The sequence below is a fragment of the Streptomyces sp. Ag109_O5-1 genome (genome assembly GCF_003814875.1).
GTDB classification, from domain to species: domain Bacteria; phylum Actinomycetota; class Actinomycetes; order Streptomycetales; family Streptomycetaceae; genus Streptomyces; species Streptomyces sasae.
In genome coordinates this window covers 8,969,605-8,991,415 of sequence record NZ_RKQF01000001.1, presented here as the reverse complement: position 1 = coordinate 8,991,415, position 21,811 = coordinate 8,969,605, and the positions used below count along the sequence as shown (strand labels likewise).

The following is a 21,811-nucleotide window of genomic DNA, read 5'->3' as shown; positions in this document are numbered from 1 at the left end:
GGCCGTACGTCAGCCCGAGATGCCCACCACCAGCCAGATGAAGGCCGCGCCCGCCACCGTGCACAGCAGCGTCGAACGGGCCGGGTGTTCGTGGTGGGCCTCGGGAAGGATCTCGGCGGCGGCCAGGTAGAGCAGGACGCCGCCGAAGAGGCCGAGATAGCCGCCGAGAACGGTCTCGGGGATGGTGATGAAGATCGTGGACAGGGCGCCGACGACCGGTGCGAAGGCGTCCGCGACCAGCATGCCTATCGCCCGGCGGCGCGCGTTGCCGTACAGGCTCGTGATGGTGAACGTGTTGAAGCCGTCCGCGAAGTCGTGCGCGATCACGGCCAGCGCGACCGCCGTGCCCATGCCGCCGCCCACCTGGAAGGCCGCGCCGATCGCCACGCCGTCCATCGCGCTGTGGCCGACCATCGCGCCGGCCGCCGTCAGGCCCACCTCGGGCGCACGGTGGTGCTCGTGCTCGTCCCCGCCGTGGGCGGCCTGGCGGGCGGCGAGGGTCCGTTCGACCAGATGAGCCAGGAGGAAGCCGGCCACGAACAGGAGCAGGGCGGCCGGCACGCCGAAGATCTCGCGGCCGGCCGCGCGCAGCGCCTCCGGCAGCAGATCGAGGCCGACCACCCCGAGCATCAGACCGCCGGCCAGGCCCAGGACCAGGTGACGACGGTCGGTCACGCGCTGTGCCGTCCAGCCGCCGGCCAGCGTCATCAGGAACGCGCCGAGCGCGACGAAGACCGCCATGGGGCCTTGGTATCCGATCGACCCGCCTCAGCGCACATCCAGCAGCACCCGTAGCACCCTTTGTCCAGAGAGGACCGAAATTTCATGGCCGATGCCGCCGCCTCCGCCACCGCTGCAGCCACTGCCTCCGGCGCCGCTGCCACCGGCAAGGTGACCTTCGTCGGTGCCGGCCCCGGCGCCGCCGATCTGCTGACGTTCCGGGCCGCGCGCGCGATCGCCGAGGCCGACGTGGTGATCTGGGCGGCGAGCCTGGTCCAGGAGGAGGTCCTTCAGCACGCGCGTGAGGGCGCGGAGATCCTCGACTCCGCGACGATGTCCCTCGAAGACGTCGTCGCCGTGTACGAGCGGGCCCATGCCCACGGGCTGCGGGTCGCCCGGATCCACTCCGGGGATCCGGCGCTCTGGGGCGGTACGCAGGAGCAGGTCGACCGGTGTGCCGGGATCGGTGTCGAGGTCGAGATCGTGCCGGGTGTCTCCTCCTTCTCGGCCGTCGCCGCGCTCGCCCAGCGCGAGCTGACCATTCCCGAGGTCGCGCAGTCCGTCGTGCTCACACGGCTGGGCGGCGGCAAGACCCCCATGCCGCCGGGCGAGGAGGTGCGGGAGTTCGCCCGCCACGGCACCACCATGGCGGTCTTCCTGTCCGCCGCGCGCAGCGGGCAGCTGGTGCGCGAGCTGCTGGAGGGCGGCTATCCGACGTCCACGCCGGTCGTCGTCGCGTACCAGGCCACCTGGCCGGAGGAGCTGGTCGTGAGGTGCACGATCGAGACGCTGGAGGAGACGGTCAAGGAGCACAAGCTCTGGAAGCACACCCTCTTCCTGGTGGGCCCGGCCCTGGACGCCCAGGGCACCCGCTCGCACCTGTACCACCCCGGCCACTTCCACGGCTTCCGCAAGGCCGACCCCGAGGCCAGGCGGGCACTGCGTGAGCGCGGGGCGAGTACATGATCACCGTCGTCGGTACCGGGACGGGGGCGCCGCTTCCGCCGGAGACGCTGGCCGGGGCCGAGCTGGTGGTCGGCGGGCGGCGGCATCTGGACGCCGTACGGCTGCCGGCGGAGGCCGAGCGGATCGTCCTGGGGCCGCTGGCACCCGCGCTCGACACCATCGAGGAGTACGTCGGCAAGGACCGGCCCGTGGTGGTGCTGGCCTCCGGCGACCCCGGGTTCTTCGGGATCGTGCGGGTGCTGGCGGAGCGGTTCGGGGCGGACCGGCTGGATGTGCGGGCCGGAGTGTCGTCCGTCGCCGCCGCCTTCGCGCGGGTCGGACTGCCCTGGGACGACGCGGTGGTGGTGAGCGCGCACGGGCGGGACCCGCGTACGGCCGTGAACGTGTGCCGGGCGCATCCGAAGGTGGCGGTACTGACGGGACCGGGGTCGGGTCCGGCGGAGCTGGGGGCGGCACTGCGGCACGCCTTCGGCAAGCCACCGGGCGGGTCCCTGCCGGTGCCGGCGTCTGCGTCCGGTGCGCGTGTTCTCGTCGTCGCCTCGGCGCTCGGGTCCGCGGTCGAGCGGGTGGAGTGGGTCACGCCCGCCGAAGCCGCCGCCCGGGACTGGGGACCGGACGTCAGCGTGGTGCTGTGCCTCGATGAGGCACGGGTGCTCGGCGGTGTGCGCACGGTCGCCGGGGCGCCGGCCGGGCCCGCCGGGTGGGCCCTGGACGAGCGGGAGTTCGCGCACCGCGACTCGATGATCACCAAGTTCGAGGTACGGGCGCTGGCGCTGGCCCGGCTCGGGCCCCGGCTCGGCGACCTGGTCTGGGACGTCGGCGCGGGTTCCGGGTCGGTGGCGGTGGAGTGCGCGCGCCTCGGCGCCGCCGCCGTCGCCGTGGAGAAGGCCGCGGACGGGGTGGAGCGGATCGCCGCCAACGCCCTGGCGCACGGCGTCCACGTGGATGTGGTGCACGGATCGGCGCCGGAGGCGCTGTCCGGACTCCCCGACCCCGACGCCGTGTTCATCGGAGGCGGCGGGGCAGAGCTGCCCGCCGTCGTCACCGCCTGCGCGCTGCGCGCCCGGCGGACGGTGGTGGTGGCGATGGCCGCCCTGGACCGGGTACCGGCGGCGCGCGCGGCGCTCACCGGGGGCGGGTTCTCCTGCGACGGGGTGCTGCTGCAGTCCTCCCGCCTCGCGCCGCTGCCGGGTGATGTGACCCGGCTGGCGGCGGCCAATCCCGTGTTCCTGCTGTGGGGGACGCGAATCCCCGTTTCTGACGAAGGAGTTGACCAGTGATCGGCCTCATTTCCGCCACCGCGGCGGGGGCGGCGGCGCGCGACCGGCTGGCCGTGGCGTGGCCGGACCGTACCCGGGTGTACGAAGGTCCCGTCGGGGACGCTGTGCGGTCCGCGTTCGCGGAGTGCGAGCAGCTGGTGTGTTTCCTGGCCACGGGTGCGGTGGTACGGCTGATCGCCCCGCTGCTGGGCGAGAAGTCGACCGATCCCGGTGTGGTGTGCGTCGACGAGGCCGGACGGTTCGCCGTGTCGCTGGTCGGGGGACATGGCGGCGGCGCCAATGAACTCGCCCGGGAGGTGGGCGAGTTGCTGGCCGCGCAGCCCGTGGTGACCACCGCGACCGACTCCGTCGGACTCCCCGGCCTGGACACCCTCGGCTTCCCCGTCGAGGGCTCGGTGGCGACCGTGTCGCGGGCGCTGCTGGACGGCGAACCGGTGGCGCTGCGTGCCGAGTTGCCGTGGCCACTGCCGCCGCTGCCGCTCGCCGAGGAGGGGGCGTACGCGGTCCGGCTGACCGACCGCGCCGTCGAACCCGCCGGGAACGAGGTGCTGTTGCGCCCGCCGTCGCTGGTCGTGGGCGTCGGTGCGTCCCGGGGTGCCCCCGCCGACGAGGTGCTCGGGCTCGTCGAGGAGACCTTGCGGGACGCGGGGCTGTCCCCTCGTAGCGTCGCCGAACTCGCCACCGTGGACGCCAAGGCCGGGGAACCCGGGATCGTCGAAGCGGCCGCACGGCTCGGGGTGCCCGTAGTGACGCACTCCGCCGAGGAGTTGGCCGGGGTCCAGGTCCCCAACCCGTCGGACGCTCCTCTCGCCGCCGTCGGCACCCCGTCCGTCGCCGAGGCTGCCGCGCTCGTCGGCGGTGGCGAACTCCTCGTCCCGAAGCGGAAGTCGGAGCGGGCGGACGGCCGTCCCGCCATGGCGACCTGCGCCGTCGTACGGCGTCCCGCGCGCGGCCGGCTCGCGGTCGTCGGGCTCGGTCCCGGCGCCCGCGATCTGCTCACCCCGCGGGCCAGGGCCGAACTCCGGCGCGCCTCCGTGCTGGTCGGTCTCGATCAGTACGTCGACCAGATCCGTGACCTGCTCCGGCCGGGCACCCGGATCCTGGAGTCGGGGCTCGGGGCCGAGGAGGAGCGGGCGCGGACCGCGGTCGCCGAGGCGCGTGCCGGGCAGGCCGTCGCGCTGATCGGCAGCGGGGACGCGGGGGTGTACGCCATGGCCTCCCCCGCGCTCGCCGAGGCGTCGGACGACATCGACGTGATCGGTGTCCCGGGTGTCACCGCGGCGCTCGCCGCCGGGGCGATCCTGGGTGCGCCGCTGGGCCACGACCATGTGTCCATCAGCCTGTCCGACCTGCACACGCCGTGGGAGGTCATCGAGCGCCGGGTGCGGGCGGCGGCCGAGGCGGACATCGTCGTGACGTTCTACAACCCGCGCTCCCGGGGCCGCGACTGGCAGTTGCCCAAGGCGCTCGCGATCCTCGCCGGGCACCGGGAGCCGACGACGCCCGTCGGTGTCGTACGCAATGCCTCGCGCCCCGACGAGTCGAGCCGGCTGACCACCCTGGGCGCGCTCGACCCGGCGTGGGTCGACATGATGACGGTCGTGACCGTGGGCAACACGGCGACCCGGAACATCGCCGGGCGTATGGTCACCCCGCGCGGCTACCGCTGGCAGACGTCCGAGGAGGGCGCCAAGTGAACCGTGTGGTCCACCCCATCGAGCAGGAGTCCTTCCGGCGGCTGCGGTCCCGCCTGGACACCTCGCACTTCCCGCCGCTGACCCGGGCGGTGGTGGAGCGGGTCATCCACTCCGCGGCCGACCTGGAGTACGCGACCGACCTGGTGACCGACGAGGGCGACCTGGCGAAGGCGCACGCGGCGCTGCACGCCGGGGCGCCGGTCGTCGTGGACGTGGAGATGGTCGCGGCGGGCATCACGCGCCGGGAGACCGTGTGCCGGCTGAAGGATGCCGAGTCCGGTCCGGGCCTTACCCGTTCGGCGCACGCGATCCGGCTCGCCTACGAGCAGGTGGGGCCCGGTGCCCTCTGGGTGATCGGCTGTGCGCCGACCGCCCTGGAGGAGCTGCTGACGCTGGACGCCTCGCCCGCGCTCGTCATCGGTCTGCCCGTCGGCTTCGTCGGCGCGGCCGAGTCCAAGGCCGCGTTGCGCGAGAGCGGGCTGCCCGCCGTCAGCAACGTGTCCGAGAAGGGCGGCTCGGCGGTCGCCGCCGCCGCGCTCAACGCCCTGCTGTACCACCCCACTTCCGAGGAGACCCTGTGACCACCCCGCCCGCCCTGCTCATCGCCGGCCATGGCACCCGGGACGACGCCGGGGCCGAGGCGTTCCGTGACTTCGTACGGGAGCTGGGGCGCCGCCACCCCGAACTGCCCGTCGCCGGCGGCTTCATCGAGCTGTCCCCGCCGCCGCTGGGGGATGCCGTCACCGAGCTGGTGGAGCAGGGGGTACGACGGTTCGCGGCCGTTCCGCTGATGCTGGTCTCCGCCGGGCACGCCAAGGGCGACATCCCGGCCGCGCTGGCGCGGGAGAAGGAGCGGCACCCGGGTATCTCGTACACCTACGGGCGTCCGCTGGGCCCGCATCCGGCGCTGCTGTCGGTCCTGGAGCGGCGGCTGGACGAGGCGCTGGGCGGTTCCGCTCGGGCCGCGCAGGACCGCGGCGATGTCACCGTGCTGCTGGTGGGCCGGGGTTCGACGGACCCCGACGCCAACGCCGAGGTGCACAAGGCGGCCCGGCTGCTCTGGGAGGGCCGCGGGTACGCCGGAGTGGAAACGGCGTTCGTGTCGCTGGCCGCGCCGGACGTGCCGGGCGGGCTCGACCGGTGTCTGAAACTGGGGGCGCGCAGGATCGTCGTTCTCCCGTACTTCCTGTTCACCGGGATCCTGCCGGACCGGGTGCGGCAGCAGACCGAGGGCTGGGCCGCCGCGCACCCGGAGGTCGAGGTGCGTTCGGCGGACGTCATCGGGCCGGAGCCGGAGCTGCTCGACCTGGTGATGGAGCGGTACCGGGAGGCGGTCGCCGGTGATCTGCGGATGAACTGCGACTCGTGCGTGTACCGGATCGCGCTGCCGGGTTTCGAGGACAAGGTCGGCCTGCCGCAGCAGCCGCACTTCCACCCGGACGACGAAGGCCACCCGCACGGCCATGGGCACCACCATCATGGCGGGCATGCCCATGCGCACTGAGGACGGTTCCGGACCGGCGCACGATCTGCGGCACCACGGTGACGCGGAGGTCCGCGACGACGGTTCCGCGCTCGTCGATCTCGCGGTCAATGTGCGTGCCGACACTCCCCCGGCCTGGCTGCGGGAGCGGATAGCCGAGTCGCTGGGCGCTCTCGCCACCTACCCGGACGGGCGGGCGGCGCGGGCGGCGGTGGCGGCGCGGCACGGGCTGCCGGTGGAGCGGGTGCTGCTGACGGCGGGCGCGGCGGAGGCGTTCGTCCTGCTGGCGCGGGCGCTGAAGGTGCGTCGGCCGGTGGTGGTGCACCCGCAGTTCACGGAGCCGGAGGCGGCGCTGCGGGACGCCGGGCACACCGTGGACCGGGTGCTGCTGCGGGAGGCGGACGGGTTCCGGCTCGATCCGGCGGCCGTGCCGGAGGACGCCGACCTGGTGGTGATCGGCAACCCGACCAACCCGACGTCGGTGCTGCACCCGGCCGAGACGATCGCCCGACTCGCCCGTCCCGGGCGGACGTTGGTGGTCGACGAGGCGTTCATGGACGCGGTGCCAGCTGAGCGGGAGGCGCTGGCCGGGCGGACCGACGTGCCGGGTCTGGTGGTGCTGCGGAGCCTGACGAAGACGTGGGGGCTGGCCGGGCTGCGGATCGGCTATGTGCTGGCCGCGCCGGAGGTCATCGCCGAGTTGGAGCGGGCGCAGCCGTTGTGGCCGGTGTCGACACCGGCGCTGGCGGCAGCGGAGGCGTGTGTGGCGCCGCGCGCGCTGGCGGAGGCGGCGCACGCGGCGCACCGGGGGGCGGCCGACCGGGCCCATCTGGTGGCGGGGCTCGAGGAGTTCGCGCCGGAGGGGGTGTCGGTGGTGGGGCCCGCGGAGGGACCGTTCGTGCTGGTCCGGGTCCGGGGGGCGGCCGCCGTGCGCCGACAGCTGCGGGCGTTGGGGTATGCGGTGCGGCGGGGGGACACGTTTCCCGGGCTGGGCGAGGAGTGGGTGCGGATCGCGGTGCGGGACCGGGGGGTTGTGAATCGGTTCCTGCAGGCGTTCGATCAGGCACTGGTGTTGATACGCGGCTGAGGGGGAACTGCGGGCCGGCTCGCGGCTGCGGGTGCGTTGTGGCTGGTCACGCCCGCGGCGGTAGCCGCAGATCGGCTACCGCCCCGCGCCCCTGGCGGGGCGCTATCGACGACGTCGGACCAGAGTCACCGCTCCGCCGCCCGCGGCGACCAGCGCCAGCGCGCCTCCCACCATGTACGGCGTCACCGAACCGCCGCCCGTCTCCGCCAGCTTCGTCGCCTTCGTCGGGGTGGGCTTCGCCTCGTCCACCGGGGCGCCCTGTACCTTCACGTCGGTCACCGGGTCCGCGGAGTTCGCGGGGGCCGCGGGATCCGAGGGGTCCGCAGGGGCCGCGGGGTTCCCGGGATCCGGCGGCGTCTCGCACGTCACCTTCGCCAGGGTCAGCGTCCCCTCCACCTGCGCCACGTTCAGCTTCAGCGGGTTGACGGCGACCTTGAGCACGAGGGCGCTGGCCGCCGCCCTGCCCGATGTCGTCTCCGCCTTGGCCAGGTCCAGGCGGACCTCGCCGACGCCGGGGACCTTGACGTCGGTGGGGCCGACCGCGCTCAGCGTCACCCGCCTGCCGAGCACCGTGACGGCGCCGGGCACATGGGTGAAGGCCTCCGGCAGCTTGCCGGTCTCGCAGGTGGCCTCGGACGTGACCGCGTCGAGTTCGACGAGGGACAGCAGGGGCAGGCCCGGCACGTGCAGCCGGGCGTGGGCGAGGTGGACCGAGGCCTCGGCCCGGCCGCCGGAGACCGTCGCCTTCGCGCCGGCGGCGGTGGCGCCGAGGACGCTGAACGGCTTGCCGCCGTCGACTCCGTCGAGTGTGGCGGTCAGCGCGGTCCGGTCGGCGCTGCGCGGTGCCTGGACCTCGTTCAGGGTGAGCGCGAGCGGGACGTTCACGGTCTTGCTGAGGAGGGAGACGTCCAGACCGGTACGGAGGACGACCGCACTCGCGTGACCGTGGTCGGTGGTCGCGTGTGCGGCGCCCGCGCCGGCCAGGGCCGCGGGACCGGCGGCCAGGGCCGTGGCCGCCGCGACGGTCGCGAGACGGCGTGCGGGCATGCGGAAGGTGTCGCTGTTCAAGGTGGTGGGACCCCCAGAGGAAACGTGCTCGGGACCCGCCAAGAATTACGCACTATGGGTGAACGGGCAGCAATCCCGCGTTACTTCACTCAATAGTGGAGATTCCGCGAATGTATTCGAACCGGCAGGCACAGGAGTTCCCTTACTCCACGACCTGCCCGTTCAGCACCACCCTCCGGGGGGATGCGAGGACGCGTACGTCCGCACGCGGGTCGCTCTCGTACACCACCAGGTCCGCTGGCGCGCCCTCCTCCAGGCCGGGCCTGCCGAGCCAGGCGCGGGCCGCCCAGCTGGTCGCCGCGAGCGCGTCGACGGGCGGGATCCCGGCGGTGACCAGCTCGGCGACCTCGCCCGCGACCAGGCCGTGCGCCAGCGAGCCGCCGGCGTCGGTGCCGACGTACACCGGGATACCGGCGTCGTAGGCGCTGCGGACGGTGTCGTAGCGGCGCTCGTGGAGCCGGCGCATATGGGCGGACCACTGCGGGAACTTGCTCTCGCCGCCCGCCGCGAGCTGCGGGAAGGTGGCGATGTTGACGAGGGTCGGGACGATCGCGACACCGCGCTCGGCGAAGAGCGGGATCAGGTCGTCGGTGAGGCCGGTCGCGTGCTCGATGCAGTCGATGCCCGCCTCGACGAGGTCCTGGAGGGAGTTCTCGGCGAAGCAGTGGGCGGTGACCCGGGCGCCGAGCCGGTGGGCCTCGGCGATGGCCGCCTCGACGGCGTCGCGGGGCCAGCTGGGCGCCAGGTCGCCGAGGTCGCGGTCGATCCAGTCGCCGACCAGCTTGACCCAGCCGTCGCCGCGCCGGGCCTCCTGGGCGACGTAGGCGACGAGGTCCTCCGGCTCGATCTCGTGGGCGAAGTTCCTTATGTAGCGGCGGGTGCGCGCGATGTGCCGGCCGGCCCTGATGATCTTCGGGAGATCCTCGCGGTCGTCGACCCAGCGGGTGTCCGAGGGTGAACCGGCGTCCCGGATCAGGAGGGTTCCGGCCTCGCGGTCGGTGAGGGCCTGCTTCTCGGCGGTCGCCGCGTCGACCGGGCCGTGCGGGCCGAGGCCGACATGGCAGTGGGCGTCGACCAGGCCGGGGAGCGCCCAGCCCTCGACGGTCCGGATGTCACGTACACCGGCGGGACGGTCGTAGGAGACCCGACCGCCCACCACCCACAGCTCGTCGCGGACGTCCTCGGGTCCCACAAGGACCCGGCCCTTCACGTGCAGCACCGCTTGATCGCTCATGGGCCTCAGCCTAGGACGACCGGGAGCCCCTCATCGATACGGTTCAGCAGCCGGCCGCCGTGTACGCGCGGGGCGTCGAAGGAGCGCCAGTCGTCCTCGCCGTCGGTGCGCAGCACCTCGGGGACGAGGACCGAGGCCGGGTCGACGTCCTGGGCGAGGTCGAGACAGGCGGGCGCGACGACCGCGCCGTGCAGGGTGCCGCCGACGAGGTCGGGACCGAACTCGCCCGACAGGACGGTCACCTTGGCGCGCAGATCGCCGTGGATCATCACGAGCTTGTCGGTCATGTTGCCTACGAAGGCGTCCACGGTGACGCTGCCCAGCACCAGCAGCTTGGCGTCGCCTTCGAGATAGACGTTGGCCGCCCGCAGATCGCCGAGGACGACCACCGCCGGGCAGCCGTCGTCGGCGTTGACGATGCTGCCCTCGACGGTCAGGTCACCGTCGACGACGATGCCGGCGCCGGAGGGTGCCCTCGCGTCCAGGTCCAGGTCGAGATCGCCCGCGATCGCGACCGGGCCGGGGTGGACGTCGTAGGACTACTCCTCGTCGAGGTTCTCGTACGACGACTCGGGCAGCCCCCGCCTCCCGAAGAGGGCGACGGTCTCGTCCCGACTCCGTGCCACGTGCTGTGCGTCCATGACCGAACCCTCGCACACGGCACTGACAGCCGGCCCCGCGCGGCTACTCCGAGGTCTCCTCCTCCACCTGGGCCATGGCCGGGTCGAGCAGGCGGGAGAGGAAGTGGCGGGTGCGTTCGTGGGCGGGGTTGCCGATCACCTGGTCCGGTGTGCCGTCCTCGACCACGACTCCGCCGTCCATGAAGACCACCCGGTCGGCGACCTCGCGGGCGAAGCTCATCTCATGGGTGACCACCATCATGGTCATGCCCTCCCGCGCCAGCATCCGCATCACCGCCAGCACGTCCCCGACCAGCTCCGGGTCGAGCGCCGAGGTCGGCTCGTCGAAGAGCATCACCTCGGGGCCCATCGAGAGGGCGCGGGCGATGGCCACCCGCTGCTGCTGGCCGCCGGAGAGGGAGGCGGGGTAGGCGTTCGCCTTCTCGGACAGGCCGACGCGTTCGAGGTTCTCGGCGGCCACCCGTGCCGCTCGCGCCTTGTCCCGCCCGAGCACCCGGCGCTGCGGCAGGGTGAGGTTCTCGGTGACCGTGAGGTGCGGGAACAGGTTGAACTGCTGGAAGACCATGCCGATCCGGCGGCGTACGGCGTCGATGTCGACGTCCGGGTCCGTCAGCTCCGTGCCGCCGACGAACACCTGGCCCTCGGTGGGCTCTTCGAGGAGGTTGACGCAGCGGAGCAACGTGGACTTGCCGGAGCCGGAGGGGCCGATGACACAGACGACCTCGCCCTGGCCGATCTCCAGGTCGATACCGCGCAGCACCGCGTTGTCGCCGAAGGACTTGTGCAGGCCCTTCACCTGGATCTCGGGACGCCCCGTGGAAGACTTCTCGCTCACTTCACGGCCTCCTGGGCCTTCGCCTCCATGCGGCGCACGACGAAGCCGAGCGGGATCGTGACCAGCAGGTAGCACAGGCCGGCGACGAGAATGGGCGTGGAGTTGGCGGTCGTACTGGCCAGGTCGCGGCCGTACTTGGACAGTTCGCGCTCCTCCAGGGTGACACCGAGGAACAGGACGAGGGAGGAGTCCTTGAAGAGGAGCACCAACTCGTTGGTCAGCGGCGGGAGGATGATGCGGAACGCCTGCGGGATGATGATCGATATCATGGCGCGGGCGGGCGAGAAGCCCAGCGAACGGGCCGCTTCCATCTGGCCCTTGGGAACCGCCTGGATGCCCGCGCGGATCGTCTCGGCCATGTAGGCGGCGGCGACCAGGCCGAGCGCGAGCGCGACCTTGCCGTAGGTGCCGCCGACGATCTCCGTGCCGGGGAAGGCGAGCGGTACGGCGACCCCGATGAAGATGAAGATCAGCAGGGCGGGCAGGCCGCGGAAGATCTCGATGTAGATGCCGGCCAGCCAGCGGTAGGGACCCACCGAGGACAGCCGCATCAGCGCGATCACCATGCCGAGGGCCAGTCCGACGACGAAGCCGGACAGCGTGTAGAGCACGGTGTTCTTCAGGGCCAGCGTGATGACGTCCGGGAACATCTGCTTGGCGATGTCCCACTGGGCGAACTGGTTCTGCAGCCGTCCCCAGTCGGCGCCGGCCGCGAAGGCGATCACGGCGGCGACGAAGACGACGTACTGCACCCCTCGCGACAGTCCGCGCTTCTGACGCCGGGTCAGACCCTTCTTGCGGGGCTGGAGTTCCGCGTCCGTGGCGGTCATGAGGCGGAGGGAGAGGCCGCGGACCGGTCGTAGGGGCCGATCCACTTCTCGTACAGCTTCTTGTACGTGCCGTCGGCCTTGGCGTCGGCGATCGCCTTGTTGACGGCGGCGAGCAGCTTGGTGTTGCCCTTCTTCACCGTGAAGCCGTACTGCTCACCGGTGTTGATGTTGCCGGCGAGCTGGAAGTCGCTGGCGTTGGCCTTGTCCTTGAGCCAGCCCTGGACCACGGGGTAGTCGATGATGACGGCCTTGACCTGGCCGGTGCGCAGGCCGCCCAGGACGGCGTCGGAGGACTCGAAGGAGACCGGGTCGAAGCCCTGCTCCTTGGCGTAGTCCTCGCCGGTGGTCTGCGCCTGGGCGCCCAGCTGGACCTTCTTGGCCTTGGCGTCGGCGAGCGAGGTGATGCCGGTGCTCTTGTCGACGAGAAGGGCCTGGGTTGCTTCGAAGTACGGGTCGGAGAAGTCGACGTTCTTCTTGCGCTCGGCGGTGATGGTCATGCCGGCCGCGGCCAGGTCGCACTCGCCGGAGTTGAGGAAGGCGCCGGTCTTGAAGTTCTCGAAGGGCGTGTCGAGGACCTGCTGCTTCACGCCGAGGTTCTTGGCGACCAGGTCGATCATCGACACGTCGAAGCCCTGCACCTTGCCGTCGATCTCCGACTGGAACGGCGGGTACGGCAGGTGGGTGCAGGTGGTGAGCCGGCCGGCCTTGACGAGTTCGACCCCGCCCGCGGCCGTCCTGGAGGCGCTGGAGCCGTTGCCGCTCGACGTGCAGCCGGCCACGAGTGCCAGCCCGGCCGCGGCGGTGGCGGCGGCCAGGGCGCGAGCCCGGCGGCGCCCGAGGAGCGTGGTCACAAGACCTCCCGTGAGTCTGTGGTGGAGCTGTGGATTCCGTTTCTGCGGGTTCCGATTATAAGGAGATGTTTGGGTCTCTCAAACCAAACCGATGGCCGGACGGCCGTCCGGCCTAAGAAGTCGCCGGTCAGAGGCGTCGGGGGTGTGCCGGTTACGCTCGTTCTGATCCACCCCTCCGTGAGCGAAGAGAGCACCGCCGTGACCCACCCCTTCCTCGACCTGCCCCCGCTGAGCGCCGCGCACTTCGCCGCGATCGAGGACCGGGTGGCCCGCCTGCTGGATACCCGTCAGGACGTCGTGATCATGCAGGGCGAGGCGCTGCTGCCGCTGGAGGGCGCGATCAGGGCAGCGGCGGGACCGGGGACCACCGCACTGAACGTGATCACCGGCCCGTACGGGCAGACCTTCGGGAACTGGCTGCGGGACTGCGGCGCGACCGTGATCGATCTCGCCGTGCCGTTCCACACGGCGGTGACGGCCGCGCAGATCCGGGAGGCGTTCGCCGAGCACCCGGAGATCGACTTCGTCTCCCTGGTGCACGCGGAGGCGGCGACCGGCAACACCAACCCGGTCGCGGAGATCGGCGAGGCGGTACGGGAGCAGGGCGCCCTCTTCTATCTGGACGCGGTGGCCTCGGTCGGTGCCGAGCCGGTGCTGCCGGACGCGTGGGGCGTGGACCTGTGCGTGATCGGGGCACAGAAGGCGATGGGCGGCCCGGCGGGTGTCTCGGCGGTGTCGGTGAGCGAGCGGGCGTGGGCCCGGATGGCGGCGAACCCGCACGCCCCGCGCCGCTCCTACCTCTCCCTGCTGGACTGGAAGGAGCACTGGGTCGACGGCGGCCGCAAGGCGCTGCTGCACGCGCCGGCGCAGCTGGAGATGCTGGCGCTTCAGGCGTGCGTCGAGCGGATCGAGGCGGAGGGCCTGGAGACGGTGACGGCCCGGCACCGCACGGCCGCGCTGGCCACCCGGGCCGGGGCGGTGGCCCTGGGCGGCGGCCTGGAGCCGTACGTGTACGAGGAGGCCGACGCGGCACCGGTGGCCACGACCCTGCGGGTGCCGTCGGGTGTGGTGGCGTCGGAGCTGGTCGCCGGGGCCCTGGCGGGCGACGGCACGCTGCCGCTGGCCGCGGGCGGGGGCGCACTGGCCAAGGAGATGATCCGGGTCAACCACTACGGGGTCGACGCGACGGCAGATGTGGTGCAGTCGAGCCTGGCCGCGCTCGGGGCGGAGCTGGCGAAGAAGGGCCTGACGGTGGACCTGGAGGGGGCTCGGCGGGCGGCGGAGTCCGCCTGGCGGTAGCGGCGCAGAAGCCGGCGGAGGCCGAAAAGCGGTGGGTGGCACAGGGCACCGTGCCCCCCTCGCCCCATGACCGCCGACGCGCCCCGCTCCCTCCCCGACGCACCCCGGACGCTCCCTGACGGCCGTCCGGTCCCGCTCACGACGGGCGCCGAACGCCCCATGCTGGAAAGCCGGCTGGACTTCCACCGGGCCACACTCGCGCTGAAGTGCTCGGGCCTGGACGACGCGCAGGCGCGGACGGCGTCGGCTGAGCCGTCCGCCCTGACGCCGCTGGGGCTGGTGCAGCATCTCGCCGAGGTGGAACGGAACTGGTTCCAGCGGGTGTTCGCGGGACTCGATGTGCCTCCGGTGTACGAGGAGGAGACGGGGTACGCCCTCGATCCCGGGCGTGGGCTCGGCGAGGCGCTCGATGTGTGGCGGCGGGAGATCGCACGGGGGCGGGAGCTGTGCGCGGGGCGGTCGCTCGACGACACCGGACGGATCACCGGCGGTCCGATGGACGGTGTCGAGGTCAGTCTGCGGTGGGTTCTCGTCCATCTCGTCGAGGAGCACGCCCGGCACAACGGACACGCCGACATCCTGCGGGAGCGTATCGACGGCGTGACCGGAGCCTGAATTCACGGCAATTCCGAATTCCCTTTCGGCGGATGGCTTACCCGAGTTCTTCTGCCCGCTTTTTGCGGAGCTAAACCGACGGAATTTCATCCGGATTTCAACCCTGTGACACACTCCACATAACCGGGTCATTTGCCCGGTTTGTGGTGCCATATATCGGCACATAAGGGCACGGTGAGTCGAGGTGGCAACACCTCCCGCCGTGCGTTTTTGCATTTGCCTCGCTAAATTCAATCCGCATGACTGCCCCACAAGCAGACCTGACCGTCGAGCGCCCGCTGGTGACCGACGGCGCCGCTCTCTGGCGTATCGCAAAGGATTCCAGGAGCCTCGATCTGAACTCCTCGTACAGCTATCTGCTGTGGTGCCGGGATTTCGCCGACACCTCGGCGGTGGCACGCGGCGCGGACGGCGAGCCCGTCGGGTTCGTGACCGGATACAGCCGGCCGGACCGGCCGGACACCCTGCTCGTCTGGCAGGTGGCCGTGGACGCCGCGCAGCGCGGGCGCGGTATCGCGGCGCGGCTGCTGGACGGGCTGACGGCGCGGGTGGCCGCCGAACGGCCGCTCACCGCCGTCGAGACCACCATCACCCCCGGCAACACCGCCTCCGAGCGCCTGTTCACCTCGTACGCCGCCCGGCACGGCGCCACCGTGGAGCGCTCGGTGCTGTTCGAGGCCGGGGAGTTCCCCGACGGTCCGCACGACCCCGAAGTCCTGTACCGCATCGGCCCCTTGACCCCCACATCGCACTGAGGAGCCCCGCCGTGACCATCACCCAGCCTGCCCACCCGTCGCCCACCACCGCCCTCAACGGAGCGGCCTCCGGCCGCACCACCGACATTCATAGCGTCTTCGAGACCCTGGAGTCCGAGGTCCGCAGCTACTGCCGCGGCTGGCCGACCGTGTTCGACCAGGCCCGGGGCAGCCGTATGTACGACGAGGACGGACACGGGTACCTGGACTTCTTCGCCGGTGCCGGGTCGCTCAACTACGGCCACAACAACCCGGTGCTGAAACGGGCGTTGCTCGACTACCTGGAACGCGACGGGGTCACCCACGGCCTCGACATGTCGACCACGGCCAAGCGGTCGTTCCTGCAGACGTTCCAGGAGCTGGTGCTGCAGCCGCGCGACCTGCCGTACAAGGTCATGTTCCCGGGGCCGACGGGGACGAACGCCGTCGAGTCGGCGCTCAAGCTCGCCCGGAAGGTGAAGGGGCGCGAGGCGATCGTGTCGTTCACCAACGCCTTCCACGGGATGTCCCTCGGCTCGCTGGCCGTCACCGGCAACGCGTTCAAGCGGGCCGGGGCCGGGATCCCGCTGGTGCACGGGACGCCGATGCCGTTCGACAACTACTTCGACGGGACCGTGCCGGACTTCCTGTGGTTCGAGCGGCTGTTGGAGGACCACGGGTCGGGGCTCAACAAGCCCGCCGCGGTGATCGTGGAGACCGTGCAGGGCGAGGGCGGCATCAACGTGGCCCGGCCCGAATGGCTGCGCGCGCTCAAGGCGCTCTGCGAGCGGCAGGACATGCTGCTGATCGTCGACGACATCCAGATGGGCTGCGGGCGCACCGGTGCCTTCTTCTCCTTCGAGGAGTCGGGGATCGTCCCCGACATCGTCACCGTCTCCAAGTCCATCAGCGGCTACGGGCTGCCCATGTCGCTGTGCCTGTTCCGGCCCGAGCTGGACGTGTGGGAGCCGGGCGAGCACAACGGCACCTTCCGCGGCAACAACCCCGCCTTCGTCACCGCGACCGCCGCGCTGGAGACCTACTGGAGCGACGGCCCGGCGATGGAGAAGCAGACCCGGACCAAGGGCGAGCAGATCGAGCAGGGGCTCATCGCGATCGTCGAGGAGAACCTCGCCGACGTGAAGGAGTACCGGGGGCGGGGCCTGGTGTGGGGCCTGGAGTTCCACGAGAAGGGGCGGGCCGGGCGGATCGCGGGGCGCGCCTTCGAACTCGGGCTGCTCATCGAGACGTCGGGGCCGGAGAGCGAGGTCGTCAAGCTGCTGCCCGCCCTGACCGTCACCCCGGACGAGCTGGACGAGGGGCTGAGCATCCTCGCCCGGGCCGTCCGGGAAACCGCCTGACCAAGATCGAGCAAGGAGGCTGTACACCACCGTGATCGTCCGATCGTTCAAGGAAATCGAAGGCACCGACCGGCATGTGAGGTCCGCGTCCGGGACCTGGGAGAGCAAGCGCATCGTCCTCGCGAAGGAGCGGGTCGGCTTCTCGCTGCACGAGACGATCCTGTACGCGGGCACGCAGACGTCGATGTGGTACGCCAACCACATCGAGGCCGTCGTCTGCGTCGAGGGCGAGGCCGAGCTGACCGACCGCGAGACCGGGACGTCGTACACGATCATGCCCGGGACCATGTACCTCCTCGACGGGCACGAGCGGCACACGCTTCGCGTCAAGGAGGACTTCCGCTGCATCTGCGTGTTCAACCCGCCGGTCACCGGGCGGGAGGACCACGACGAGAACGGCGTCTATCCCCTGCTGACGGAGGAGGGCTGACCATGACCGCGATCACCGACCTGTACCCGAGCCGTGGCCCGGTCGAGGTCTCCGCACCCCGCAAGGACCCGGTCGTCTGGTCGGCGCCCGGCGCGCCCGGGCCGATCCCCACGGACCGGCTGGAGGCGTTCGAGCGCGACGGCTTCCTCGCCGTCGAGCAGTTGATAGGGGACGACGAAGTCACCGTGTACCGGCAGGAGTTGGAGCGGCTGATCGCCGACCCGGCGATCCGGGCCGACGAACGCTCCATCGTGGAGCCGAAGTCGCAGGAGATCCGGTCCGTCTTCGAGGTGCACCGGATCAGCGAGGTGTTCGCGAACCTGGTGCGCGACGAGCGGGTGGCCGGCCGGGCCCGGCAGATCCTCGGCTCGGACGTGTACGTCCACCAGTCGCGGATCAACGTCAAGCCGGGGTTCGGTGCCAGCGGCTTCTACTGGCACTCGGACTTCGAGACCTGGCACGCCGAGGACGGCCTGCCGAACATGCGGGCCGTGTCGGTCTCGATCGCGCTGACCGAGAACCACGACACCAACGGCGGGCTCATGATCATGCCGGGCTCGCACCGGACGTTCCTGGGGTGCGCCGGCGCCACGCCCAGGGACAACTACAAGAAGTCGCTGCAGATGCAGGACGCGGGCACGCCCTCCGACGAGGCGCTCACCGCCATGGCGGGCGAGTACGGCATCAAGCTGTTCACCGGCCGGGCCGGTTCGGCGACCTGGTTCGACTGCAACTGCATGCACGGCTCGGGCGACAACATCACCCCGTTCCCGCGCAGCAACGTCTTCATCGTGTTCAACAGCGTGGAGAACGCGGCGGTGGAGCCGTTCGCGGCACCGGTGCGCAGGCCCGAGTTCATCGGCGCGAGGGACTTCACGCCCGTCCGCTGAGCGTGTCGTACATCCCGGGGGCCGCCACACCTGGTGTGGCGGCCCCCGTCCCGTGTCACAGTGCCGGGTAGTCCGTGTAGCCCTCGGCCCCGCCGCCGAAGAACGTCGCCGGGTTCGCGGCGTTGAACGGGCCGCCCGCCTTCAGCCGGGCCGGGAGGTCCGGGTTGGCGAGGAACAGCTGGCCGTAGGAGATGACGTCGGCCGTGCCGTCCTCGACGAGTTCGAGGGCCTCCGGGCCGGTCGGGCCCTCGGTCGCCGGGTTGAGGACGAACACCCCGCTGAACCGCTTGCGCAGCGCGGTGGTCAGCTCCCGGTGCCCCGGCACCTCCATCACATGCACATACGCCAGGCCCAGCGGCTCCAGCGCGTCGACCAGCGCCGTGTACGTCGGCTCGGGCTCGGGCTCGTCCATGTCGTTGAGCGGGTTGCCCGGGGACAGGCGCAGGCCGGTGCGCTCGGCGCCGATGGCCTCCACCACCGCCTTCACGGTCTCCACGGCGAAGCGGATGCGGCCGGCCGGGGAGCCGCCCCACCCGTCGGTACGCCGGTTGCTGCCCGGGGCCAGGAACTGGTGGATCAGGTAACCGTTGGCGCCGTGCAGTTCCACGCCGTCGAAGCCGGCCTCCACAGCGGCCCGGGCGGCGGCCGCGTAGTCGGCGACGGTCGCGTGGATCTCGTCCTCGGTCAGTTCGCGGGGCTCGACGAAGTCCTTCGGTCCCTCGTGGGTGTACACCTGGCCGCTGGCGGCGACCGCGGAGGGGGCGACGTTGACCAGCCCGTCCGGCAGCAGGTCGGGGTGGCCGATCCGGCCGGAGTGCATGATCTGGGCGAAGATCCGGCCGCCGGCGGCGTGCACCGCGTCGGTGACCGTGCGCCAGGCGGCGATCTGCTCGGCGCTGTGCAGGCCGGGGGTGTCCGGGTAGCCCTGGCCGACGGCGGAGGGCTGGATGCCCTCGGTCACGATCAGGCCCGCGGAGGCACGCTGGGCGTAGTACTCCGCGGTGAGGGCGGTGGGCAGACCGCCCTCGGCGGCACGGCCGCGTGTCATCGGGGCCATGGCGATGCGGTTGGCGAGGCGGTGGCCCGGCAGGTCGATCGGATCGAAGGCGGTGGTCACGGTGACTCCCGGAGGTAGCTTTAATTGGTCGGCCAAGTAATGCGACCGCAGTCACCCTACCCCAATCATTGGTCGACCAATTAAATTCCTCCGGGAAGGTCTGAGTAGGCTTTCAGGACGGTTACCGGAAGTCGGAGAGGTACGGGAGCGGTGATGGACGCCACCAGGGAACCGGCGGCGGACGCGGCCGGACAGGGCTGTACGCTGCCGGCCTCCGCCGAGGGCGGTCCGGTCAGCCATGCGCTGAGCCGGGTGGCGCGGCTGCACCGCACCGCCGCCGCCGGGCTGCTGCGCGGGCTCGGCCTCTATCCGGGCCAGGAGCTGGTGATGATGTATCTGTGGGAGAACGGCCCGGCCCGGCAGTCGGACCTGATCCGGATGCTCGGCCTGGACCCGTCCACGGTGACCAAGATGCTCCAGCGGCTGGAGCAGGCCGGGCAGGTGCGGCGGCTGCCGGACCCGGCGGACCGGCGCGCGGTGCTGGTGGAGGCCACGGAGTGCGGCACCCGGCTGCTGACCGAGGTGGAGCGGGTGTGGACCGCGCTGGAGGAGGAGAGCCTGGCCGGCCTCGACCCGGCCGAGCGCGAGCAGCTGCTCCGCCTGCTCGGCCGGGTCGAGGCCAACCTGTGCCCGGCGAACACGGCGCGGGCCTGACCGGTCCGCGGCGCCGGCGCGGGCCCGACCGGGGCGGATCCGCCGGGATCGGCTGGTCAGCCCCCGAGGGCGTCCAGCAGGCGGTCCACGTCGGCGGGCGTGTTGTAGAGGTGAAAAGCCGCACGCAGGTTGCCCGAACGGTTGGAGACCTCGATGCCGGCCCGGCTCAGATCGGGCTGGCGGGCGCCGAGCCCGGGGACCGAGACGATCGCCGAGCCCGGGGCGGGCAGGGGCTCGTGACCGAGGGAGGCGAGCCCGGCGCGGAACCGGTCGGCGAGGGCCACGTCGTGGTCGTGGACGGCGGCCACGCCGAGTTCCTCGATCAGGTCGAGCGAGCGGCGCAGGCCTGCGAACGTGAACAGGGCGTGGGTGAGGTCGAACCGCCGGGCCGAGTGGGCGAGTTCGGCGACCGGGCCGTAGCAGCTGTCCCACGGCTCCTCGCCCGCGACCCAGCCGGCGAGCATCGGAGTGAGCCCGCCGAAGTCCTCGGGGACCACGAGGAAGGCCGCGCCGTGCGGGCCGAGCAGCCACTTGAAGGAGACGGATGCGGTGAAGTCGTAGGCGTCGGCGTCCATCGGCAGCCAGCCGGCGGCCTGGGAGAAGTCGACGTAGGTGCGCGCCCCGTGCGCACGGGCGGCCTCGCGCAGCGCGGGCAGGTCGGCGATCCGCCCGTCCGCCGACTGGGCCGCGCTGACCGCGACGAGGGCGGTGCCGGGACGGACGGACTCGGCGACGCGCTCCAGCGGCACCGAGCGGACCTTGAGGTCGCCGCGGACATGGAACGGGTTCAGTACGGAGGTGAAGTCGTCCTCGGCCGTGAGCACTTCGGCGCCGGCCGGCAGCGAGGCGGCGATCACACCGGTGTGCGCGGCGACCGAGGCACCCGCGGCGACCCGGCTCGCCGGGACGCCGGCCAGCCGGGCGTACCCGGCCCGGCAGGCCTCCACGTCCTCGTACAGAGCGGTCAGTGGCCGGCCCTCGGCCCGCAGCAGCGCCGCCTGGTGCAGGGCGGCCACGGCACGGGCGGGCAGCAGCCCGTTGCTTGCGGTGTTGAGGAAGATGCTCTTCGGGGTGAACTCGGCGCGGACGAGGCTCTCGAACGTCTCCGTGGTCTCCATGGGTCCACTCTGCGGCCCACGGAACCCCCCGTCCATTGCGGATTTTTACGTGGAACCGCTAAGCGACGCTTATACGACCGCCCCGACCTGCGCCTTTCTCAGTGCTGCGGGACCGCGCACCCGTCCGGCCCGCAGGCCTCCGCCCCGCCCTCGTCGATGAGCTTCAGCGGAGAGCGCGCACCCCACGCCTGGCTGAGCGCCTGGGTGAACACCTCGGCGGGCTGGGCGCCGGAGACCCCGTACTTCCGGTCGAGGACGAAGAACGGCACCCCGTTCGCACCGAGCTCGGCGGCCTCGCGCTCGTCGGCGCGGACCGCGTCGGCGTAGGCGGCCGGGTCGGCGAGCACCTCGCGCACGGCCGCCGCGTCCAGTCCGGCCGCCACGGCGATGTCGACGAGCCGCTCGGTGCCCTCGCTGAAGACGGACCGCTCCTCGGCGAAGTTCGCCCGGTACAGGAGCTGGATCAGCTCGTCCTGCCGGCCCTGCTCCTTGGCGAAGTGCAGCAGCCGGTGCATGTCGAAGGTGTTGCCGTGGTCGCGGTCCCGGGTGCGGTACTCAAGGCCCTCGGCGGCGGCCTGCGCGCCCAGGTTGTCCTCGCCCGCCTGGGCCTGTGCCTCGCTCATGCCGTACTTCTTGCTGAGCATGGCGAGCACCGGCTGCACATCGTCCTTGGCGCGGCCGGGGTCCAGCTCGAAGGAGCGGTGCACGACCTCGACCTCGTCGCGGTGCGGGAAGGCGGCAAGGGCCTTCTCGAAGCGGGCCTTGCCCACGTAGCACCAGGGGCAGGCGATGTCGCTCCAGATCTCGACGCGCATGTCTTCGGCTCTCCAGGTAGTGATAAGACGTCTCTCAACTACCTGAACCTTCAACCAGCCCGTTTCATTCCCCCGCACCGCGTACC

23 protein-coding genes are annotated in these 21,811 nt (G+C 72.0%); 13 read left to right on the top strand and 10 right to left on the bottom strand.

The features are described from left to right. Positions 1 to 9 precede the first annotated feature (9 nt). Positions 10 to 741, bottom strand: a complete 732-nt coding sequence (locus EDD90_RS40920; RefSeq protein ID WP_123978138.1) for a ZIP family metal transporter — start codon at positions 739 to 741, stop codon at positions 10 to 12. Between the two features lie 84 nt (positions 742 to 825). On the opposite strand from EDD90_RS40920, the gene cobM reads away from it, so the two are divergent. The 6 genes from cobM to cobC are packed head-to-tail and all read left to right on the top strand — an operon-like array spanning position 826 to position 7,233. After that, entirely contained in the window at positions 826 to 1,686 is an 861-nt protein-coding gene (gene cobM, locus EDD90_RS40915; protein ID WP_185149407.1) for a precorrin-4 C(11)-methyltransferase, read from the top strand. Beyond that, the gene (gene cbiE / locus EDD90_RS40910; protein WP_123978137.1) at positions 1,683 to 2,966 is read left to right on the top strand and encodes a precorrin-6y C5,15-methyltransferase (decarboxylating) subunit CbiE; all 1,284 of its coding nucleotides are present in this window, start codon (positions 1,683 to 1,685) and stop codon (positions 2,964 to 2,966) included. The genes cobM and cbiE overlap by 4 nt, the downstream gene beginning before the upstream one ends. Continuing rightward, on the top strand, positions 2,963 to 4,663 hold the full coding sequence (cobJ, locus tag EDD90_RS40905; protein ID WP_123978136.1) for a precorrin-3B C(17)-methyltransferase: 1,701 nt from the start codon (positions 2,963 to 2,965) through the stop codon (positions 4,661 to 4,663). Before cbiE ends, cobJ begins: the two co-directional genes overlap by 4 nt. Beyond that, positions 4,660 to 5,244 carry a precorrin-8X methylmutase gene (locus EDD90_RS40900; protein WP_123978135.1) on the top strand — a complete coding sequence of 195 codons (585 nt, stop codon included), beginning with the start codon at positions 4,660 to 4,662 and terminating at the stop codon, positions 5,242 to 5,244. Before cobJ ends, EDD90_RS40900 begins: the two co-directional genes overlap by 4 nt. After that, entirely contained in the window at positions 5,241 to 6,167 is a 927-nt protein-coding gene (locus EDD90_RS40895) for a sirohydrochlorin chelatase (protein ID WP_123978134.1), read from the top strand. The genes EDD90_RS40900 and EDD90_RS40895 overlap by 4 nt, the downstream gene beginning before the upstream one ends. Next, a complete protein-coding gene (gene cobC, locus EDD90_RS40890; RefSeq protein WP_185149658.1) occupies positions 6,142 to 7,233 on the top strand; it encodes an Rv2231c family pyridoxal phosphate-dependent protein CobC in 1,092 nt (363 codons plus the stop codon). Before EDD90_RS40895 ends, cobC begins: the two co-directional genes overlap by 26 nt. Positions 7,234 to 7,335: 102 nt before the next feature. Here cobC and EDD90_RS40885 read toward each other — a convergent pair whose 3' ends face one another. The 6 genes from EDD90_RS40885 to EDD90_RS40860 form a co-directional block, all read right to left on the bottom strand. Further along, the gene (locus EDD90_RS40885; protein ID WP_123978133.1) at positions 7,336 to 8,301 is read right to left on the bottom strand and encodes an SCO1860 family LAETG-anchored protein; all 966 of its coding nucleotides are present in this window, start codon (positions 8,299 to 8,301) and stop codon (positions 7,336 to 7,338) included. 142 nt (positions 8,302 to 8,443) lie between these two features. Beyond that, complete coding sequence (locus EDD90_RS40880; protein ID WP_123978132.1) at positions 8,444 to 9,535, bottom strand: amidohydrolase family protein; 1,092 nt, start codon at positions 9,533 to 9,535, stop codon at positions 8,444 to 8,446. A gap of 5 nt (positions 9,536 to 9,540) precedes the next feature. Further along, a complete protein-coding gene (locus tag EDD90_RS57845) occupies positions 9,541 to 9,924 on the bottom strand; it encodes a hypothetical protein (protein ID WP_260328446.1) in 384 nt (127 codons plus the stop codon). Between the two features lie 295 nt (positions 9,925 to 10,219). Next, on the bottom strand, positions 10,220 to 11,011 hold the full coding sequence (locus EDD90_RS40870; protein ID WP_123978131.1) for an amino acid ABC transporter ATP-binding protein: 792 nt from the start codon (positions 11,009 to 11,011) through the stop codon (positions 10,220 to 10,222). Continuing rightward, on the bottom strand, positions 11,008 to 11,841 hold the full coding sequence (locus EDD90_RS40865; protein WP_123978130.1) for an amino acid ABC transporter permease: 834 nt from the start codon (positions 11,839 to 11,841) through the stop codon (positions 11,008 to 11,010). The genes EDD90_RS40870 and EDD90_RS40865 overlap by 4 nt, the downstream gene beginning before the upstream one ends. Continuing rightward, on the bottom strand, positions 11,838 to 12,692 hold the full coding sequence (locus EDD90_RS40860; protein WP_123978129.1) for a transporter substrate-binding domain-containing protein: 855 nt from the start codon (positions 12,690 to 12,692) through the stop codon (positions 11,838 to 11,840). The genes EDD90_RS40865 and EDD90_RS40860 overlap by 4 nt, the downstream gene beginning before the upstream one ends. A gap of 198 nt (positions 12,693 to 12,890) precedes the next feature. Here EDD90_RS40860 and EDD90_RS40855 point away from each other — a divergent pair, with 198 nt between their 5' ends. The 6 genes from EDD90_RS40855 to thpD all read left to right on the top strand — a co-directional run bounded on the left by EDD90_RS40855 (position 12,891) and on the right by thpD (position 18,021). Beyond that, complete coding sequence (locus EDD90_RS40855; RefSeq protein WP_123982162.1) at positions 12,891 to 13,991, top strand: alanine--glyoxylate aminotransferase family protein; 1,101 nt, start codon at positions 12,891 to 12,893, stop codon at positions 13,989 to 13,991. A 66-nt stretch (positions 13,992 to 14,057) separates the two neighbouring features. After that, positions 14,058 to 14,606, top strand: coding sequence for a DinB family protein (locus EDD90_RS40850; protein ID WP_123978128.1), 549 nt, complete (start codon positions 14,058 to 14,060; stop codon positions 14,604 to 14,606). A 239-nt stretch (positions 14,607 to 14,845) separates the two neighbouring features. Beyond that, the gene (ectA, locus tag EDD90_RS40845; protein ID WP_123978127.1) at positions 14,846 to 15,361 is read left to right on the top strand and encodes a diaminobutyrate acetyltransferase; all 516 of its coding nucleotides are present in this window, start codon (positions 14,846 to 14,848) and stop codon (positions 15,359 to 15,361) included. An 86-nt stretch (positions 15,362 to 15,447) separates the two neighbouring features. Continuing rightward, positions 15,448 to 16,701 carry a diaminobutyrate--2-oxoglutarate transaminase gene (ectB, locus tag EDD90_RS40840; protein WP_123982160.1) on the top strand — a complete coding sequence of 418 codons (1,254 nt, stop codon included), beginning with the start codon at positions 15,448 to 15,450 and terminating at the stop codon, positions 16,699 to 16,701. 31 nt (positions 16,702 to 16,732) lie between these two features. Further along, positions 16,733 to 17,131 carry an ectoine synthase gene (locus tag EDD90_RS40835; protein WP_123978126.1) on the top strand — a complete coding sequence of 133 codons (399 nt, stop codon included), beginning with the start codon at positions 16,733 to 16,735 and terminating at the stop codon, positions 17,129 to 17,131. 2 nt (positions 17,132 to 17,133) lie between these two features. Beyond that, positions 17,134 to 18,021: an ectoine hydroxylase gene (gene thpD / locus EDD90_RS40830; protein WP_123978125.1), complete on the top strand. Its 888-nt coding sequence runs from the start codon at positions 17,134 to 17,136 to the stop codon at positions 18,019 to 18,021. A 55-nt stretch (positions 18,022 to 18,076) separates the two neighbouring features. On the opposite strand, the gene EDD90_RS40825 is transcribed toward thpD, so the two are convergent. Further along, the gene (locus EDD90_RS40825; protein WP_123978124.1) at positions 18,077 to 19,138 is read right to left on the bottom strand and encodes an alkene reductase; all 1,062 of its coding nucleotides are present in this window, start codon (positions 19,136 to 19,138) and stop codon (positions 18,077 to 18,079) included. A gap of 153 nt (positions 19,139 to 19,291) precedes the next feature. Between EDD90_RS40825 and EDD90_RS40820 the strand changes: the two genes are divergently transcribed. Next, complete coding sequence (locus EDD90_RS40820) at positions 19,292 to 19,792, top strand: MarR family winged helix-turn-helix transcriptional regulator (RefSeq protein WP_123978123.1); 501 nt, start codon at positions 19,292 to 19,294, stop codon at positions 19,790 to 19,792. A gap of 56 nt (positions 19,793 to 19,848) precedes the next feature. Here EDD90_RS40820 and EDD90_RS40815 read toward each other — a convergent pair whose 3' ends face one another. Together EDD90_RS40815 and EDD90_RS40810 are read right to left on the bottom strand one after the other, a co-directional pair. Continuing rightward, positions 19,849 to 20,910, bottom strand: a complete 1,062-nt coding sequence (locus EDD90_RS40815) for an aminotransferase class V-fold PLP-dependent enzyme (protein ID WP_123978122.1) — start codon at positions 20,908 to 20,910, stop codon at positions 19,849 to 19,851. 98 nt (positions 20,911 to 21,008) lie between these two features. Next, a complete protein-coding gene (locus EDD90_RS40810; protein ID WP_123978121.1) occupies positions 21,009 to 21,725 on the bottom strand; it encodes a DsbA family oxidoreductase in 717 nt (238 codons plus the stop codon). Positions 21,726 to 21,811: the final 86 nt, after the last annotated feature.